This is a genomic window from Geobacillus sp. TFV-3, assembly GCF_009901865.1.
In the GTDB taxonomy this organism is placed as follows: domain Bacteria; phylum Bacillota; class Bacilli; order Bacillales; family Anoxybacillaceae; genus Geobacillus; species Geobacillus thermoleovorans_A.
Map to the genome: position 1 here is coordinate 946053 of NZ_MPSP01000001.1, position 16325 is coordinate 962377.

Annotated in this window: 17 protein-coding genes; 15 read left to right on the forward strand and 2 right to left on the reverse strand. The window is 55.0% G+C overall.

From position 1 onward, the window contains the following. Positions 1-121 precede the first annotated feature (121 nt). The 12 genes from safA (at position 122) to yajC (ending at position 10088) form a co-directional block, all read left to right on the forward strand. Positions 122-1534, forward strand: a complete 1413-nt coding sequence (gene safA / locus BJQ97_RS04720) for a SafA/ExsA family spore coat assembly protein (RefSeq protein WP_160155704.1) — start codon at positions 122-124, stop codon at positions 1532-1534. After that, on the forward strand, positions 1518-2462 hold the full coding sequence (locus tag BJQ97_RS04725) for a phosphotransferase (protein ID WP_160155705.1): 945 nt from the start codon (positions 1518-1520) through the stop codon (positions 2460-2462). The genes safA and BJQ97_RS04725 overlap by 17 nt, the downstream gene beginning before the upstream one ends. A gap of 34 nt (positions 2463-2496) precedes the next feature. Further along, the gene (gene nadE / locus BJQ97_RS04730; protein ID WP_044730715.1) at positions 2497-3237 is read left to right on the forward strand and encodes an NAD(+) synthase; all 741 of its coding nucleotides are present in this window, start codon (positions 2497-2499) and stop codon (positions 3235-3237) included. Positions 3238-3351: 114 nt separating this feature from the next. Beyond that, the gene (locus tag BJQ97_RS04735; RefSeq protein ID WP_160155706.1) at positions 3352-4086 is read left to right on the forward strand and encodes a YhcN/YlaJ family sporulation lipoprotein; all 735 of its coding nucleotides are present in this window, start codon (positions 3352-3354) and stop codon (positions 4084-4086) included. A 139-nt stretch (positions 4087-4225) separates the two neighbouring features. Beyond that, positions 4226-4966, forward strand: a complete 741-nt coding sequence (locus BJQ97_RS04740) for a YebC/PmpR family DNA-binding transcriptional regulator (RefSeq protein ID WP_160155707.1) — start codon at positions 4226-4228, stop codon at positions 4964-4966. Positions 4967-5191: 225 nt separating this feature from the next. Continuing rightward, entirely contained in the window at positions 5192-5668 is a 477-nt protein-coding gene (locus BJQ97_RS04745) for an intercompartmental signaling factor BofC (RefSeq protein ID WP_160155708.1), read from the forward strand. Positions 5669-5773: 105 nt separating this feature from the next. After that, the gene (ruvA, locus tag BJQ97_RS04750) at positions 5774-6358 is read left to right on the forward strand and encodes a Holliday junction branch migration protein RuvA (RefSeq protein WP_160155709.1); all 585 of its coding nucleotides are present in this window, start codon (positions 5774-5776) and stop codon (positions 6356-6358) included. 25 nt (positions 6359-6383) lie between these two features. After that, positions 6384-7385, forward strand: a complete 1002-nt coding sequence (gene ruvB, locus BJQ97_RS04755) for a Holliday junction branch migration DNA helicase RuvB (RefSeq protein ID WP_160155710.1) — start codon at positions 6384-6386, stop codon at positions 7383-7385. Beyond that, positions 7382-7588, forward strand: a complete 207-nt coding sequence (locus tag BJQ97_RS04760) for a DUF2905 domain-containing protein (RefSeq protein WP_013524224.1) — start codon at positions 7382-7384, stop codon at positions 7586-7588. Before ruvB ends, BJQ97_RS04760 begins: the two co-directional genes overlap by 4 nt. A 15-nt stretch (positions 7589-7603) precedes the next feature. Beyond that, entirely contained in the window at positions 7604-8632 is a 1029-nt protein-coding gene (gene queA / locus BJQ97_RS04765; RefSeq protein WP_160155711.1) for a tRNA preQ1(34) S-adenosylmethionine ribosyltransferase-isomerase QueA, read from the forward strand. 17 nt (positions 8633-8649) lie between these two features. Beyond that, a complete protein-coding gene (gene tgt, locus BJQ97_RS04770; RefSeq protein ID WP_160155712.1) occupies positions 8650-9792 on the forward strand; it encodes a tRNA guanosine(34) transglycosylase Tgt in 1143 nt (380 codons plus the stop codon). 23 nt (positions 9793-9815) lie between these two features. Next, positions 9816-10088, forward strand: coding sequence for a preprotein translocase subunit YajC (yajC, locus tag BJQ97_RS04775; RefSeq protein WP_044730722.1), 273 nt, complete (start codon positions 9816-9818; stop codon positions 10086-10088). A gap of 393 nt (positions 10089-10481) precedes the next feature. Here yajC and BJQ97_RS04780 read toward each other — a convergent pair whose 3' ends face one another. Then, a complete protein-coding gene (locus BJQ97_RS04780) occupies positions 10482-10865 on the reverse strand; it encodes a TIGR04086 family membrane protein (protein ID WP_160155713.1) in 384 nt (127 codons plus the stop codon). Positions 10866-10931: 66 nt separating this feature from the next. Then, entirely contained in the window at positions 10932-12494 is a 1563-nt protein-coding gene (gene spoVB / locus BJQ97_RS04785) for a stage V sporulation protein B (RefSeq protein WP_160155714.1), read from the reverse strand. A gap of 111 nt (positions 12495-12605) precedes the next feature. Between spoVB and BJQ97_RS04790 the strand changes: the two genes are divergently transcribed. From BJQ97_RS04790 to BJQ97_RS04800, 3 genes are all read left to right on the forward strand, one after another. Continuing rightward, positions 12606-12893, forward strand: a complete 288-nt coding sequence (locus tag BJQ97_RS04790) for a post-transcriptional regulator (RefSeq protein WP_160155715.1) — start codon at positions 12606-12608, stop codon at positions 12891-12893. 112 nt (positions 12894-13005) lie between these two features. After that, positions 13006-15258, forward strand: coding sequence for a protein translocase subunit SecDF (secDF, locus tag BJQ97_RS04795; RefSeq protein WP_160155716.1), 2253 nt, complete (start codon positions 13006-13008; stop codon positions 15256-15258). Between the two features lie 137 nt (positions 15259-15395). Then, the gene (locus BJQ97_RS04800; RefSeq protein WP_160155717.1) at positions 15396-16304 is read left to right on the forward strand and encodes a cation diffusion facilitator family transporter; all 909 of its coding nucleotides are present in this window, start codon (positions 15396-15398) and stop codon (positions 16302-16304) included. Positions 16305-16325 lie beyond the last annotated feature (21 nt).

The window sequence follows — 16325 nt, forward strand, 5'->3', positions numbered from 1 at the left end:
GTCAGGGATTTTTTTATCATAAATCAACGATCATCGTCATACATTGTGTTGAAAGACGATAACGGGAAACAAGCATCGGTTTGATCGAGCGTAAACAGTCTCGGTTTAGGAGGGGAACGGAGTGAAAATCCATATTGTCCAAAAGGGCGACACCCTTTGGAAAATCGCCCAAAAATATGGAGTGGATTTTGAACAATTGAAAAAAATAAATGGGCATTTGAGCGACCCGAATATGATTATGCCTGGAATGAAAATCAAAGTGCCGACAGCAGGGGTGCCGGTCAAAAAAGAGACGAAGGCGCCTGTGTCACCCAAAAAAATGCACGTAAAAGAGCACCCGTACGCGGAGGCGAAACCGTTCGTCTCATTCCACATTGATGCCGAGCTTGACAATGCTCCGGAAGGCGAGGCAGCGGTAAACGAACCGGCGGGTGAGGCGCCGAAAGCAGTAGTAAAGGAAACACTGAAAGCGCCGGAGAAGAAGGCGGAGAATGTGCCAGTGAATGAAGCGCCGAACGTGCCGGTGAACGAAACGCCAAATGTATCAGTGAATGAAACGCCGAATGCGCCCATCAATGAAGCGCCAAAGGCACCAGCGGGTGAGGCGCCGAAAGCAGCGATGAACGAAACGTCAAAGGCTGTTGAGAAAAAAGCGCCAAAAGCAGCGGCACAAGAAGCGCCAAAAACGCCGAAAGCGGAGGCAAAAGAAGGGGCAAAAGCGAAAGGCGCCTCTGTGCCGCCGCTTGTGCATACGATTCCGCCGGTGGCCCCGCCTCCTCAGCTTTCGTTCGCTCAATCGCTGGCCAATGTGCCGCCCATTCCGCCGAAGCCGAGCAATATTTTGCCCAACATGATGAAAGAGGAGGACAATGAGAGCCCAGCTGAATGGAAAGGGGAATCGGCGGCTGAGAGCGAAGACGCGCCGCCGTTGCCGAACATTCCATATATTCCCGTCGCCCCGCCGACGGCCCCAACATTTGGAATTGAGCAAGGATGTGCTCCAGTGCCGCCGGTTTGGCCGGGGAGCGGATTTTACGCGCCGCCGCTTCCCGTCATAACGCCGTCCTATCCGCCATCGTCTGCGCCGCCGGCCGTTGAGAAAAGCGGCGAAAGTCCGGAAAACGATCCAGCGCCGTTTTCCGGCATTAACGAAAGCAGCAGCGAATCATTAGAACCGCCGTTTTCTGGGCCTGGGGCTGCCGTCCCGTTTGTCCCGTCGGCGGGGGGCGTTTTCCCAACGCCCGGCGCTGCAACGCCAGTTTATGCGCCGCCTGCGGCGCACCCTTCGCCTGTCGGTTATCCGCCTTTTGGGTATGCGCCGGCCTATGCGCCGACCCCGTACTACGGAGGGCACGCCATGCCGGCTCCATACGGATATGCACCGCCGCTTCCGTGGCCCGGCGTCGTTTATCCGACAAGTCCAGCGGGATACGCGCCGCCATCCTACCTGCCATCATCCGCCCCGCCGGTTGCCGGCCCCCGTTTGTTTAGCGAACCGCCGGATGAGGAGAGCGGGCATGGCGAGGAACAATAACCAAGTGAAAAGAGACGCCGCCGGCCGTCTCTTTTTTCTTCTTGACCGCCAATATCGGCTTGTTATTCAACAAGTTGTGGCATTGAAACCGCATGTCTTAGCCATTGCCGCCCGGCAAGGAATGTTTGTCGCCAAGGCGTATCGCTTTCCTGTTGCGGCCGCACGGCACGCCTGGCTTCTTGCTGCATTAAGGAAGGCCGGTTTTTTTGCCGCGCCGGCTCCTATGCCGATTGGGCGCGGCGGAGTGATTGAAGCCGGCGGATGCTATTGGCTGCTGACGGAATATGTGGCCGGAGCGCGTCCAATCTCGTTTGCCGCTTGGGCTGACGCCGACAGCGGACTTCGTTTGCTCGAACGTTACCATACAGCAACGGCAAACATTGCCAGCAGCGAGCAGGAGGCGATGGGGCTGCCGCGTGCGCAGCTGTATGACAAATGGCGGCGCCGCTATGAGGAGTTTTGCCGACATTTGCCTGTTGTTGAAACGATCATGGACAAAGAAGACATTTTATTTACGCTGAGCTGGGCGGATTACTGTTTATCCACGTGTCGCGAGCATGCTCCAGAGTTGACGGCGGATTCTGCTGCCATCATTCATGGTGATGTCGCCTCCCATAATTTTTTGCGCACCACAACCGGCCAGATGTACCTTATCGACTATGACGCGGCCGCTCTTGCCTCGCCCGGGCTTGACTATTGCCAGTACGCCAATCGCCTCCTGCCGTATATCGGTTGGTCATATTCAACACTCGCCCGTTTCGCTTCGCTTCGCTGTTGGCTGGAAAAACGCTGGTTTTTGCATGCGCTCTTATTTCCGGCTGATGTGCTTCGCGAATGGCGGTCAGCCGTAGCGCGCCGCCGCCCCCTTGTGTTTGACCGCAAGCGGAGAGAACGGTTTGTCCGCCGTCTTTATGCTATGCTACAATGAAGAATGGAATCTTTGGAAAAGGAGTCGAGGACGGATGCAAGAAAAAATTGACAAACTCGTGCAATGGTTGCGTGACCAAGTCTCATCAGCCGGTTTAAACGGGGCGGTCGTCGGCATCAGCGGCGGCATCGACTCGGCGGTTGTCGCCCATTTGATTAAGCGCGCCTTTCCGGACGATTCGCTGGGGCTGATCATGCCGTGCAAAAGCAATCCGAAAGATATGGAAGATGCGCTGAAAGTGGTGAAAAGCTGCGGCATCCGGCATTTGGTCATCGATTTGACCGAGGCGCACCGGACGCTGTTTGGCGCGGTCGAGGCCGAGCTGAAAGCCATCGGGGAGTGGAAGGAAGAGCGCGCGCGCCTCGGCGATGCGAATACAAGGGCGCGTTTGCGCATGACGACGTTGTATGCGGTCGCCAACAATTACGGCTATCTCGTCGTCGGTACGGACAACGCCGCCGAATGGCATACGGGCTACTTTACGAAATACGGTGACGGCGGAGTCGATTTAGTGCCGCTCATTCACTTTACAAAAGGCGAAGTGCGTGAAATGGGCCGTCTGCTCGGCGTCCCGGAAGAAATTATCAAGAAAGCTCCAAGCGCCGGACTGTGGGAAGGGCAGACGGATGAAAGCGAAATGGGCACGACGTATGAAATGATCGATAAATATTTAAAAGGGGAAGATATTCCAGAACGCGATCGAAACATTATTGAACGGCTTCATGAACGTTCGCATCATAAACGGCAGTTGGCGATTGCGCCGCCGAAGTTTTAGTTGTCACCTCGTTGGGTTGAACTGGCAGCGATAAACCCCCCGCGTTTGCCGCAAGCTAAACGTAAGGCTGGCTTCATGCCAGCCTTGGGCGAAGGAAACCAAGGGGGTTTTCCATTGAGATACGCGGTCAGATGGATCGGCGCGTTGTCGGTCGCCGGCTTGCTTGCCTCATGCACCAACTACCGTGCGAATGAGGAAGGGGCGCAGCGTTATCATGATGCGACGAGACCGATCGGTTTTTACTCGACGGAGCGAGGCGACGATTTCCGCTATGGCCGATACGGGACGAATGCGCTCAATTATGACAACCGTTATATATGGGCGCGCCGCGGTCCAGTCACCGATTATTTGGCGGACGGCGGCCGCCTCGGAGGACCAGCAGCGACCCGGTTTGACACGGACGTTCCGGCTCTTCCGCCCGACGTCGATTTCGGTGACAGCGATTACAACTACCATGGGCATTTGCACTCGCTAAACGTCGATCCGCACCCGTCGTACTACCGAAGCTATGCCGGCGGTTTGGCTGAGAAGCTCTCCCGCCGCGCCGCAGCGGTGAACGGAGTCGACGATGCCCGCGCGGTTGTGTATGGCGATCAGGCGCTCATCGCGATTGCCACAGACGACCGTCATCCCGAGCAACTTGAGAAGCGTGTCGAGCAAGCGGTCGCTCCGTACGCGGACGGCAAGCGGGTTCGCGTCACCTCGAATCCGAGCATGTACCAACGCATCCGCACGATTGACAATGCGCTTCGACGCGGGACTCCAATCAATATGGAAGAAATCCGCCGTGATTTGCGCACCATTTTTATCGATGGCACGATTCAAGAACGGCCGGAAAACACTCGGTGACAAACGAAAAAGGCGTCCCAAAAAAAGCGGGGCGCCTTTTTTCATGGCTGCTCCTTCGCTGGAGCTTGGCTGACAATTTCCGCGTTTTTTGCTATAGTAATAGTCGGAACATTCCGTTGCGATGAGAGGAGAACTGTCGATGGCTGGACATTCGAAGTGGAAAAATATCCAACGGCGGAAAAATGCTCAAGATGCCAAACGCGGCAAACTGTTCATGAAACTGGCGAAGGAAATTTATGTGGCCGCCAAAAGCGGCGGAGGCGATCCAGCGTCCAATCCGAGCCTGCGCCTTGTCATTGAGAAGGCGAAAGCGGCCAACATGCCGAGCGAAAACATTGAACGGGCGATTAAAAAAGCAACTGGAACCCAAGAACATACCAACTATGAGGAAATTCGCTACGAAGGATATGGACCAGGCGGCGTTGCTGTCATGGTCGTTTGCCTGACGGATAATAAAAACCGCACCGCCGCCAACGTGCGTGCGGCGTTTTCGAAAAACGGCGGCAATTTAGGGGAAACGGGCTGCGTCTCCTATTTGTTCGAGCGCAAAGGGCTGCTCGTGATTGATCGCGAACAGCACAACGTTGATGAGGATGAATTGCTGCTTTTGGCCATTGAAGCGGGCGCCGAGGAGATGGAAACAACGGACGAATCGTTCGAAATTTATACACAGCCCGAATCGTTTGAAACGGTGAAAGACGAGCTGGAACAGCAAGGATTCACGTTTGCCAGCGCGGAAATTACGATGATTCCGCAAACGTATACGACGCTTGAGGGCGACGATTTGAAAAAAATGCTGAAGTTGATCGATACGCTTGAAGATGATGATGACGTCCAAGAAGTGCACCATAATTTGGACGAATCGGTGCTTGAGGAGTAGCGACGTCCGTCGGCGAAGCCGGCGGATTTTTTGTACATACGTTCGAAGGTCGTGGAACATAATGGAATATGATGATCGAGCGCCGTTGGCTCGAATCCCCGCCCCACTTTTTGGACCGACGGCAGCTTGCCTTGCAAAAAAGTTGATGGAGCATGAATAAAATGGCGTCCGCTGGTGAAACTAGTGGCGTAAAGGAACCATCATCCGAGAAGAGAGGAACAAACGATGCGAATTCTTTCCCTCATGCTGTGGATCGCCGCCATCGCGTTGCCGGTTCATTCGGCATCCGCCGCGCCGGTCAAGATGACGATTGTGCTCGAGCGGCAATACTTGGACGGAGAGATGAGCGAAGAGAAAGTCATAGAAACAATCGATTCGATGACGGAAATATGGAAAAAATATCGCGATTGGCAACTTGTGACGCTCGATGACCAGACGATCGTGTTTCGCAAAACAATCAACGACATTTCACCGCTGTTAAAAACAAACGGCTACTTCGGAATTACGGACGATGGCACGTTGTCTATTTTCAACGGCAAGCCGGGCCGGTCGAGCAAAATCATTCAGTCGTTTTTCCAAATCGATGTGCAAAAGCTCGAAAGCCGCCAGCAGGAGAAGTTGAAGAAAGGAATTCGCGTCCTCTCGAAAGAACGGTATGAACAAGTGATCGAAATGTACCGCCATTTTGCGGTCGTTCAATAAGCCGAAATAAAGGCCCGTGGTGCAAAGCGCATCGCGGGATTTCTTTTTGCTATAATGGAATCATATGATACAATGAAAGGACGAAAAAAAGGAGAGGAGCATCCGTTGATCGAGTTCATCCGCGGGTATGTCGATTACGTTTGCCCGGAATATATCGTCATCGACCATAACGGCATCGGCTACGAGATCTTTACGCCGAACCCGTTTGCGTTTCAGGAAAGCCGTGAGGCGGCGGTGACCGTCTATACATACGAATATGTGCGTGAAGATGTGCGCGCCCTGTACGGGTTCCCAACGCGCGAGGAGCGCAATTTGTTCGCCAAGCTGCTGCAAGTGTCGGGCATCGGGCCGAAAGGCGGCCTCGCCATTTTGGCGGCCGGGCGTCCGGATGAACTGGCGCGGGCCATCGAGGAAGAAAACGAGGCGTTTTTATGCAAGTTTCCAGGCGTGGGCAAAAAGACGGCCCGGCAAATGATTTTGGATTTAAAAGGGAAGCTCGGGTCGCTTGCGGCGCCGGCGGCTGCACGTTCGGCCGCACCGCCTTCCGGTGCGCTCGCCGAGGCGGTGGCGGCGCTCAAGGCGCTCGGCTACGCTGAACGGGAGATCGAGAAAATCATTCCGGCGCTCCGCGAAGAAGCCATGTCGACGGAACAGTATGTGAAGCGGGCGCTGGCGCTGCTGTTGAAATAACGGGCAGCTTTAGGGAGGGATGACCGTGGAGGAACGGCTTGTATCCGGCGCGGCTTTAGGGGAAGAGGCGGCGTTTGAGCCAAGCTTGCGCCCGCAATATTTGCATGAATATATCGGGCAAGATAAAATCAAAGAAAACTTAAAAGTGTTCATTGAAGCGGCCAAGCTGCGCGAAGAGACGCTCGACCATGTGCTGCTGTACGGACCGCCGGGGCTTGGGAAAACGACGCTCGCCGTGATCATCGCCAATGAAATGGGCGTCAAGCTGCGAGCGACATCTGGACCGGCGCTCGAGCGGCCGGGAGATTTGGCGGCGCTTCTCACTTCGCTTGAGCCGGGGGATGTGCTTTTTATTGATGAGATCCACCGGCTGCCGCGGACGGTGGAAGAGGTGCTCTATCCAGCGATGGAAGATTATTGTTTGGATATCGCGATCGGCAAAGGGCCGGATGCGCGCACGCTCCGCCTCGACTTGCCGCCGTTTACGCTCGTCGGAGCGACGACGAGAGCCGGGGCGCTGTCGGCGCCGCTTCGCGACCGGTTTGGCGTCATCAGCCGGCTCGAATACTATCACATCGACCAACTCGCCCAAATCATTGAGCGGGCGGCAGCCATCTTGCAAATCGGCATCGAGCGCGAAGCGGCGTTTGAGCTTGCCCGTCGGGCGCGCGGCACGCCGCGCATCGCCAACCGGTTGTTGCGGCGCGTCCGCGATTTCGCGCAAGTGCGCGGAGATGGGAGGATTACGCTGCCGCTTGCTGTCGAGGCGCTCGAGCGGCTGCAAGTCGACCGGCTCGGGCTCGACCAGATCGACCATAAGCTGCTTTCAGTGATGATGGAAAAATTTGCCGGAGGACCGGTCGGGCTCGAAACGCTGGCGGCCGTCATCGGCGAAGAAGCACAAACGATTGAAGAAGTATATGAGCCGTACTTGATGCAGATCGGTCTCTTGCAGCGTACGCCGCGCGGGCGCGTGGTGACGCCGGCGGCGTATGCGCATTTCGGGATGGAGGTGCCGAAGCGGTGAACAGTCTGCCGAAGTTGATCATGACGATCGGCGTTGTGCTCATTATTGTCGGGTTTGTTATGCAGTTTGTCAAACTCGGCCGCTTGCCTGGGGATATTGTGATCCGCAAAGGGAATATGACGTTTTATTTTCCCGTTGTGACATCCATCTTGCTGAGCGTTGTGTTATCGTTGATTTTTTACGTGCTCGGACGATTTCGCTGAAGGAAGGAGAACTGCATGAAAGTCGATTTGTTTGATTTTCGTTTGCCGGAAGAGTTGATTGCGCAAACGCCGCTTCCAGACCGGGCGGCATCAAGGCTCATGGTACTCGATAAACGAACGGGTGCCATTCGCCATGAAACGTTTCGCAACATTATTTCGTACTTGAATCCGGGCGACTGCCTCGTTTTAAACGATACGCGCGTCATGCCGGCGCGGCTTTACGGTGAAAAAGAGGAAACGGGCGGAACGGTCGAAGTGCTGCTGTTAAAGCAATTGGACGGCGACCGTTGGGAGACGCTCGTCAAGCCGGGAAAACGAGTCAAGCCCGGAGCGAAACTCACCTTTGGCGAGGGGAAGCTTGAAGCCGTCTGCCTCGATACGCTGGAACACGGGGGGCGAGTGCTTGAGTTTTCGTATGACGGCCTGTTTTATGAAGTGTTGGCCGAACTTGGAGAGATGCCGTTGCCCCCGTACATTAAAGAAAAGCTTGACGACCCGGAACGGTATCAGACGGTGTACGCCCGTGAAATTGGTTCGGCGGCGGCGCCGACCGCCGGTTTGCATTTCACCGAAGAGCTGCTTGACGCCATTCGTGAAAAAGGGGTGCATATCGTCTTCATCACCCTTCATGTCGGGCTTGGCACGTTTCGGCCGGTGCAAGTGGACGAAGTCGAGAAGCACGATATGCACGCCGAATTTTATCAAATGAGCGAGGAAACGGCCGAGACGTTAAACCGCGTCCGGGAGCAGGGCGGCCGCATCATCGCTGTCGGCACGACGTCGACGCGGACGCTCGAGACGATCGCCGGCCGACATAACGGCCGATTTGCCGCAGAAAGCGGCTGGACCGACATTTTCATCTATCCGGGCTATGAGTTCAAAGGGATTGATGGTCTGGTGACGAACTTCCACCTGCCGAAATCGACGCTCATCATGCTCGTGAGTGCGCTCGCCGGGCGCGAAAATATTTTGCACGCGTATGAAGTAGCGGTCAAAGAACGATACCGCTTTTTCAGCTTCGGTGATGCGATGCTCATCATTTGAGAAAGGAGACGAGCACGTTGACGACACCGATTCGCTTTGAACTGATCAAAACGTGCCGGCAGACGGGCGCGCGCCTCGGCATCCTTCATACGCCGCACGGCTCGTTTGAAACGCCGATGTTTATGCCGGTTGGGACGCTCGCCACGGTCAAGACGCTGTCGCCGGAAGAGCTGAAGACAATGGGGGCCGGCGTCATTTTAAGCAACACCTATCATCTTTGGCTGCGCCCGGGGCATGACATTGTCGCGGAAGCGGGTGGGTTGCATGTGTTTATGAATTGGGATCGCGGCATTTTGACCGACTCCGGCGGCTTTCAAGTGTTTAGCTTAAGCGAATTCCGCCGCATCGAGGAAGAAGGCGTCTATTTCCGCAACCATTTAAACGGCGATAAGCTGTTTTTATCGCCGGAAAAAGCAGTCGAAATTCAAAATGCGCTTGGCGCCGACATCATCATGGCGTTTGATGAGTGCCCGCCGTATCCGGCAACGTATGAATACATGAAACAGTCCATCGAGCGGACGAGCCGCTGGGCGGAGCGCTGCTTGAAGGCGCACCGCCGCCCGAATGAGCAAGGGCTGTTTGGCATCGTTCAAGGTGGCGAGTATGAGGAGTTGCGCCGGCAGAGCGCCCGCGATTTAGTGTCGCTCGATTTCCCGGGCTATGCGGTCGGCGGGCTGTCGGTCGGCGAGCCGAAAGACGTCATGAACCGGGTGCTTGAGTTTACGACGCCGCTTCTTCCGGCGGACAAGCCCCGCTATTTAATGGGCGTCGGTTCGCCGGATTCGCTCATTGACGGGGCGATCCGCGGCATCGACATGTTTGACTGCGTCTTGCCGACGCGCATCGGCCGCAACGGGACGGTGATGACGAGCGAAGGGCGGGTCGTCATTAAAAACGCCCAGTACGCCCGCGATTTTTCGCCGCTTGACCCGAATTGCGACTGCTACACGTGTCGGAACTATACGCGCGCGTACATCCGCCATCTCATCAAATGCGATGAAACATTTGGCATTCGCCTCACGTCTTACCATAACGTCTATTTTTTGATAAAATTGATGGAGCAGGTGAGACAAGCGATCCGCGAGGATCGACTCGCCGATTTCCGCGAGGAATTTTTCGAACGCTACGGCTTCAACAAGCCGAACGCGAAAAACTTTTGACGACCGGAAAGGAGGGGGATTGCATGAACGCAACGATCGCCAACTTGCTACCGATCGTGCTGTTTTTCATTATTTTCTACTTTTTGCTCATTCGTCCGCAGCAAAAACGGCAGCGTGCCATCCAGCAAATGCAGGCGAATTTGAAAAAAGGCGATAAAATCATCACGATTGGTGGATTGCATGGCATCATCGACTCGGTCGATGAGGACAAAATCATCGTCCGCGCCGGCGACGGCACGCGGCTGACGTTCGACCGCTCCGCGGTGAGAGAAGTGGTGGCGGAAAGCAAGGTATAGCGAAAGCGCGGCCATCGGCGTCTAAGCTTGAGCGCCGATTTGAACGGCGGTACGAAAAGCGCGAGCGAGACGCAATCTCTATAGATGCAACGAAAAAGTTTACCATGAAAAGTCGCTTCTCCATTTTTCGACTGTCGAAGGCAAGCCCGTGGCTTGCCTCCGTCACGCCAAGGCGTGACGGAAGACCGAACAACCATGCGCTTCCAAGAACCCTGCATGGGGCTGGAAGCGCGTTGTTCAGCCGCCCGACAGTCGAGCAAATGCTCGGTAAAAGCGACAAATGTTAAAGCTTCAAATTGCATCTATATCGTTTCTTGCCATCGCGCTCTCCATCGCAAAAGGTGTCCCGTTTGCTCTGAGGACACCTTTTGCTTTTGCACCGGTTTGTCGTTTTTACGTCCGTTCATGGCGCGACGATGACAAATTGACCCCGACGATGCCGCCTAAGGAAGCGGCGGCGAAAAAGGCCAGGTGGTACAGCCATTGTTCGACGGTAAACGATTTTTCCATGCCAAGAAATTGAAACAAAAAGATGATCGCCGTAAATAAGAGGCCGGTCAGCCCGCCGGCGAGCCATCCTTTTTCTTGGCTTTTTCCCCCAGCGACAACGCCGCCGATAAACAGCGAGACAACCGAGGCGGCAAACACGATCCAGGTGAGCGACGATTCGTGAATGTCCGTCCATTTGAGCAACAACGAAAAAATGAAGCTGACGAGCGCCGCCAACACAAAAATGGTGGCGATTCCATATACCAGTGCACTGCCAAGCCGTGACACCGCGATCCCTCCTTGGCCCAAACGCTTTTTACCACAATATATTCACCGCCGGACAGGTTTAGACGTTTATTTACGCTTGTTTTTGCCGGCCAGCCAGTGCAGCCCTGGAAGGTAGACGAGCTCTTCGCGCCGGATGAGCCGGAACAGAACGAGGCAGGCGGCATATAGAGCGGCTGTCGCGGCCATGGCAAGCAGCGTCCAAAGCGGTGCGGGCACGGCCAAAAGCGGATGGCGGGAGAGCGCATAGCCAATTGCGCCCGCGGCGATGATGGCGCCAAGCGCTTTGATGTACTCGCGCGCATCGATGGAAAAAGACACCGCCTTGACGACCGTGGCAAAATGAAGCAACGTGACAAGAACGGTGCTGACTGCAGTTGCCAGCGCCGCACCCATCATGCCTAAACTTGGACGGGAAGCAAGGACGAAGATGCACACGAGCTTCACCACCGCTCCGATCAAGCTGTTCGTCATGGCGGCGTTCGCCAAGTCCAGTCCTTGCAAGATCGCCTGCAGTGGGCCTTGGAAATAATACAATAAGAAAAACGGTGCCATTACTTGAATAAAGACCGCGGCTTCACCTGTTCCGTACATCCAGCGCATGAGCGGCTCGGCGAACAAGTAAAGAATGATGGTGGAAAGGCCGCCGGTGACAAGCGACAAGCGCATCGCCTGGGCGATCCGGTATTCGACCAAAAGCAGCTTGCGTTGCGCCATTGCTTCGCTGATGGCTGGCACTAGGGCGGTCGAAAGCGCGTATGTAATAAACGACGGCAACGTCAGCAATGGCAGCGCGTAGCCGACAAGCTGTCCGTATTGCCTCGTGGCAGTGGAGGCGGCGATGCCGGCCAATGCCAAGCTGTTGGTGACGACGATTGGTTCAAAAAACCAAGAAAGCGAGCCGATCAAACGGCCGCCGGTTGTCGGCAGGGCGATGCGCATGAGGCGAACGAACGTCTCTTTGCCGGCTTGGACGTAGTGGAAAAACTTTGTCCGCAGACGAATCGATTTTTTAACCTTAAATAAAAACAGCAAATACAATAATGCTGCCAGCTCGCCGAGAACGGAAGACGCCATGGCACCGGCGGCAGCATACTCGACGCCGTACGGCAAAAGCGGCTGTGTGCATAAGGCGATCAAGCTGATGCGGACGATTTGTTCCATCAAGAGCGAGTAGGCGTACGGTTTCATTTGCTGGCGTCCTTGAAAGTAGCCGCGCAGCACCGAAGAGATGGCGACGATCGGCACAATTGGAGCGATGGCAAGAAGCGGATAGTACGTGCGCGGGTCGGTGAACATCGTCCGGGAGAGCCATGGCGCAGCCGCAATCAACGCCGGCAGAAGCACGATGCTTAAGGTGCCAGTGGTGGTGAGCGACACGACGAGGATTTTTTTGATCTGTTGCCGGTCGCCGGCCGCCTCTGCTTCGGCGACGAGTTTGGAAATGGCGACTGGCAGCCCGATCTGCGTCGCTGTAATCGCCAAAACGAGCGTCGGTACGGCCATCATGTACAGCCCGACTCCTTCATCGCCGATCATGCGGGCGACGACGATTCGGTTGATGAAACCGAGAATTTTCGTAATAAAGCCAGCGGCGATTAAAATGACCGTACCTTGTAAAAATTTAGACATTTTCTCCCCCTGCCTTCTCAAATGCCTCCATCTTTTATACAATATATGCAAGGGCCATGGCCAAGCATGACAAGATTGGCAGGCGGCAATGGATACGAGGGGGGATGGGGGATGGAGGAAAGCCGGAAGCTGCGCGAACAGCTCATGCCGGCGCTCGAGTCGAAGTGCGATGAGTTTCGTCTTCTCGGCTATACGCAAGTGACGATGGAAGGGCTGTGGGAATGTTTATGTTCCCGCAAGTGGAACCATCAGCCGGCGGAAAAAAGGCTGCATGAGTTGGTCAGCGACATTTTCTCTCTTTCGCCGGGCGAGTATATGACATTTTTGACGATGCGTTCGTATAAACAACAAGTGGCCGGCGATGATGAGTTGGACAAGGTTTTAAAGGAATTATTATAGTGGAAAATTGACACTTGCCGGCTGCTGTTTCATAATGGAAGGCGAGGCCAATGTTTTGCTTGGTGCTGCGGCGGACGGCGCCGAAGCAAGTTGAAGGAGGATCTTAAGGAGAATGGTAAAACGAAGCCGCATCGTCGCCTTTTTTCTGCTCCTGCTTTTGTTCGCTGGAGTGATGGGGCCGACGATTCGAGGAATTGTACATAACATCAAACTGGGCCTTGACTTGCAAGGCGGTTTTGAAGTGCTGTATGAAGTGAAGCCGGCCAAAAAAGGCGATCAGATTGATCAAGAGACGTTGCAAAGCACCGTCAGCGCGCTGAACAAACGGATCAACGTCCTTGGCGTCAGCGAGCCGCGCGTGGACATCGAGGGAGGAAACCGCATCCGCGTTCAGCTCGCCGGGGTGAAAGACCAAAATGAGGCGCGCGAAATTTTGTCCACACAGGCGAAATTGACGTTCCGCGACGTCAATGACAACGTGCTCATGGACGGGAGCGACCTCGTTCAAGGCGGAGCGAAGCTGTCGTTTGATGAAAACGGCCGGCCAAGCGTCGCTCTGAAATTGAAAGACGCCGACAAGTTCCGCCAAGTGACGGAAAAAGTATATAAAATGGGGCCGCCAAACAACATTTTAGTCATTTGGCTTGATTTTAAAGAAGGAGTGGACTCGTACCGGAAAGAAGCGGGCAAAGCCGATCCGAAATTTATTTCCGCCGCTTCGGTCAATCAAGTGTTCAATCAGACGGATGTGTCGATCGTCGGCAATTTTACGGTCAAAGAAGCGCAACAGCTGGCTGATTTGCTCAATGCCGGCGCGCTGCCGGTCGAGCTGCATGAAATTTACTCCACGTCCGTCGGCGCTCAGTTTGGGAAAAACGCCCTGCAAAAAACGGTGTTGGCCGGCATCATCGGCGTGGCGGCGATCTTCTTGTTCATGATTTGGTTTTACCGGCTTCCTGGGATCATCGCCGTCATTACGCTATCGGTATACATTTATTTGATTTTGCTTTTGTTTGATTGGATGAACGTCGTGATGACGCTCCCGGGCATTGCCGCCCTTATTTTAGGGGTTGGGATGGCGGTCGATGCCAACATTATTACGTACGAACGGATCAAAGAGGAGCTGAAGCTCGGCAAGTCGATGCTGTCGGCGTTCCGCGCCGGCAACCGCGGGTCGTTTGCAACGATTTTTGACGCCAACCTTACGACGATCATCGCCGGCGCTGTCCTCTTTATTTATGGGACAAGCTCGGTGAAAGGGTTTGCGACGACGCTCATCATCAGCATCATCGTCAGCTTTCTCACCGCCGTTTACGGCACACGGCTGTTGCTCGGACTGCTTGTGTCAAGCCGGTGGTTCGATCAAAAGCCAGAGTGGTTTGGCGTCAAGAAGTCGGAAATCTTAAACATTGCCGAAACGACCGAGGAAACGGAAGTGCCGACAAAATTTGACCGCTGGGATTTTGTCAAACATAGCAAAACGTTTTTCATTTTCTCTGGCGCATTGACGATCGCCGGCGTCATCTCGTTGTTTGCGATGGGGTTGAATCTTGGCATCGATTTCACGAGTGGCACGCGCGTTGAGGTGACGAGCAACCAGCCGATTGACGCCAAAGAACTGAGCGGTTATTTCGAGCGGCTCGGCTACAAGCCGGAAGATGTCGTCCTGTCCGGCACGGACGGGAAAACAGGCGTCGTTCGCTTGATTGGCGTGCTCGATAAGCAAGAAATTGCCAAGCTGAAAAATGAATTGAAGCAAGCGTATGGCAACGAACCAAACATCAGCACCGTCTCGCCAGTCGTCGGCAAGCAGCTCGCCCGCAATGCGCTCATTGCGGTGCTGATTTCCTCGATCGGCATCATTCTTTACGTGACGATCCGCTTTGAGTGGCGGATGGCGTTGGCGGCGATCGTCGCCCTGTTGCATGACGCCTTTTTCATTGTCACTGTGTTCAGCTTGACGCGTCTTGAAGTCGATTTGACATTCATCGCCGCGGTGCTGACGATCATCGGGTACTCGATCAACGATACGATCGTCACGTTTGACCGCATCCGGGATTTGATGAAAAAGCGGAAAGTGAAAACGGTCGACGACTTGAAGCATATCGTCAACCGGGCGTTGCAGCAAACATTTACGCGCTCGGTCAACACCGTATTGACCGTCTTGTTTACGGTCATCGCGTTGCTCATCTTTGGCAGCGAAGCGATCCGCAATTTCAACCTCGCTTTGCTTGTTGGACTTGTGTGCGGCGTCTATTCGTCGCTTTGCATCGCTTCTCAGCTTTGGGTCGTTTGGAAAGGACAGGAGCTCAAAAAAGGGAAAGGAGCCAAAAAAGCGGCGGCCGAGGCCGAACCGCAGGTGTAACAGCGCGCCGGAAAAGTGTGAAGGTGCTTTTCCGGCGCCTTTTTGTTCGGTGCAATGCTCGGAACGGAAAATGGATACACTAACCGTCAGACGCAACATAGGCAGCGCGTGAGGCTGCTGAATGCAAAGGTGGGGAGATGGCCATGGAACACGAACAGCGGTTCAAGCAGGCGAAAACGGCAGCGATTGTCGGGATCGCTGGAAATATGGCGCTTGCTGCTGTCAAGGCGGCGGTCGGCGTGTGGAGCCAAAGCCAAGCGTTGATCGCTGATGCCGCCCATTCGGCGTCCGATGTTGCCGGCTCGTTCGCCGTTTGGGTTGGACTGCGGGCCGCCGCGCGTCCGCCGGACGAGGATCATCCGTACGGGCACGGAAAAGCGGAGTCGATTGCCGCCATTATGGTGGCGGTTCTCCTCTTTCTTGTTGGGCTTGAGATCGGGCGCTCATCGTTTCTGTCATTTTTCGCCCCACTATCGCCGCCGGAGGCGGCCGCCATTTACGTGTTGTTGTTGTCGATTGCTGTCAAAGAAGCGATGTTTCGCTATAAATACCAGCTCGGGAAAAAGCTAAACAGCGATGCGCTGATCATCAACGCTTATGAGCACCGATCGGATGTGTTTTCGTCGTTTGCTGCGCTCATCGGCGTCGGCGCCGCCATTGTCGGTGGAAAATGGGAGATTGGCTGGCTTGTATACGCCGACCCGCTCGCCGGATTGTTCGTCTCGCTGCTTGTTCTGAAAATGGCATGGGACCTTGGCCGGCAATCGGTCCATACGGCGATCGACCATGTGCTTCACGAAGAAGAGGCCGGCTATTTGCGCGAGGCGGTCTTGTCCGTTCCCGATGTGCGGCAAATCAATGAGCTGCATGCGCGCGAGCACGGCCATTACGTCATCGTCGATTTGAAAATCGCCGTTGATCCGCGATTGACGGTCGAAGAGGGGCACCGAATCGGAAAAAAAGTGAAAGAAAAACTGCTGACGCTGCCGCGCGTCCGCAATGTCATGGTTCACATCAACCCGTACAACCCGGAAAAAAAACCGTAATGTCGTTGCCTGCCCTTTTCT

Excerpts from the sequence above, each read along its gene's own strand:
- nadE (WP_044730715.1), top strand. The coding sequence starts at position 2,497 with ATGCAAGAAAAAATTGACAAACTCGTGCAATGGTTGCGTGACCAAGTC.
- secDF (WP_160155716.1), top strand. The coding sequence starts at position 13,006 with ATGGTAAAACGAAGCCGCATCGTCGCCTTTTTTCTGCTCCTGCTTTTG.
- BJQ97_RS04725 (WP_160155705.1), top strand. The coding sequence starts at position 1,518 with ATGGCGAGGAACAATAACCAAGTGAAAAGAGACGCCGCCGGCCGTCTC.
- BJQ97_RS04740 (WP_160155707.1), top strand. The coding sequence starts at position 4,226 with ATGGCTGGACATTCGAAGTGGAAAAATATCCAACGGCGGAAAAATGCT.
- spoVB (WP_160155714.1), bottom strand. The coding sequence starts at position 12,494 with ATGTCTAAATTTTTACAAGGTACGGTCATTTTAATCGCCGCTGGCTTT.
- yajC (WP_044730722.1), top strand. The coding sequence starts at position 9,816 with ATGAACGCAACGATCGCCAACTTGCTACCGATCGTGCTGTTTTTCATT.
- BJQ97_RS04800 (WP_160155717.1), top strand. The coding sequence starts at position 15,396 with ATGGCCATGGAACACGAACAGCGGTTCAAGCAGGCGAAAACGGCAGCG.
- queA (WP_160155711.1), top strand. The coding sequence starts at position 7,604 with ATGAAAGTCGATTTGTTTGATTTTCGTTTGCCGGAAGAGTTGATTGCG.
- BJQ97_RS04790 (WP_160155715.1), top strand. The coding sequence starts at position 12,606 with ATGGAGGAAAGCCGGAAGCTGCGCGAACAGCTCATGCCGGCGCTCGAG.
- BJQ97_RS04745 (WP_160155708.1), top strand. The coding sequence starts at position 5,192 with ATGCGAATTCTTTCCCTCATGCTGTGGATCGCCGCCATCGCGTTGCCG.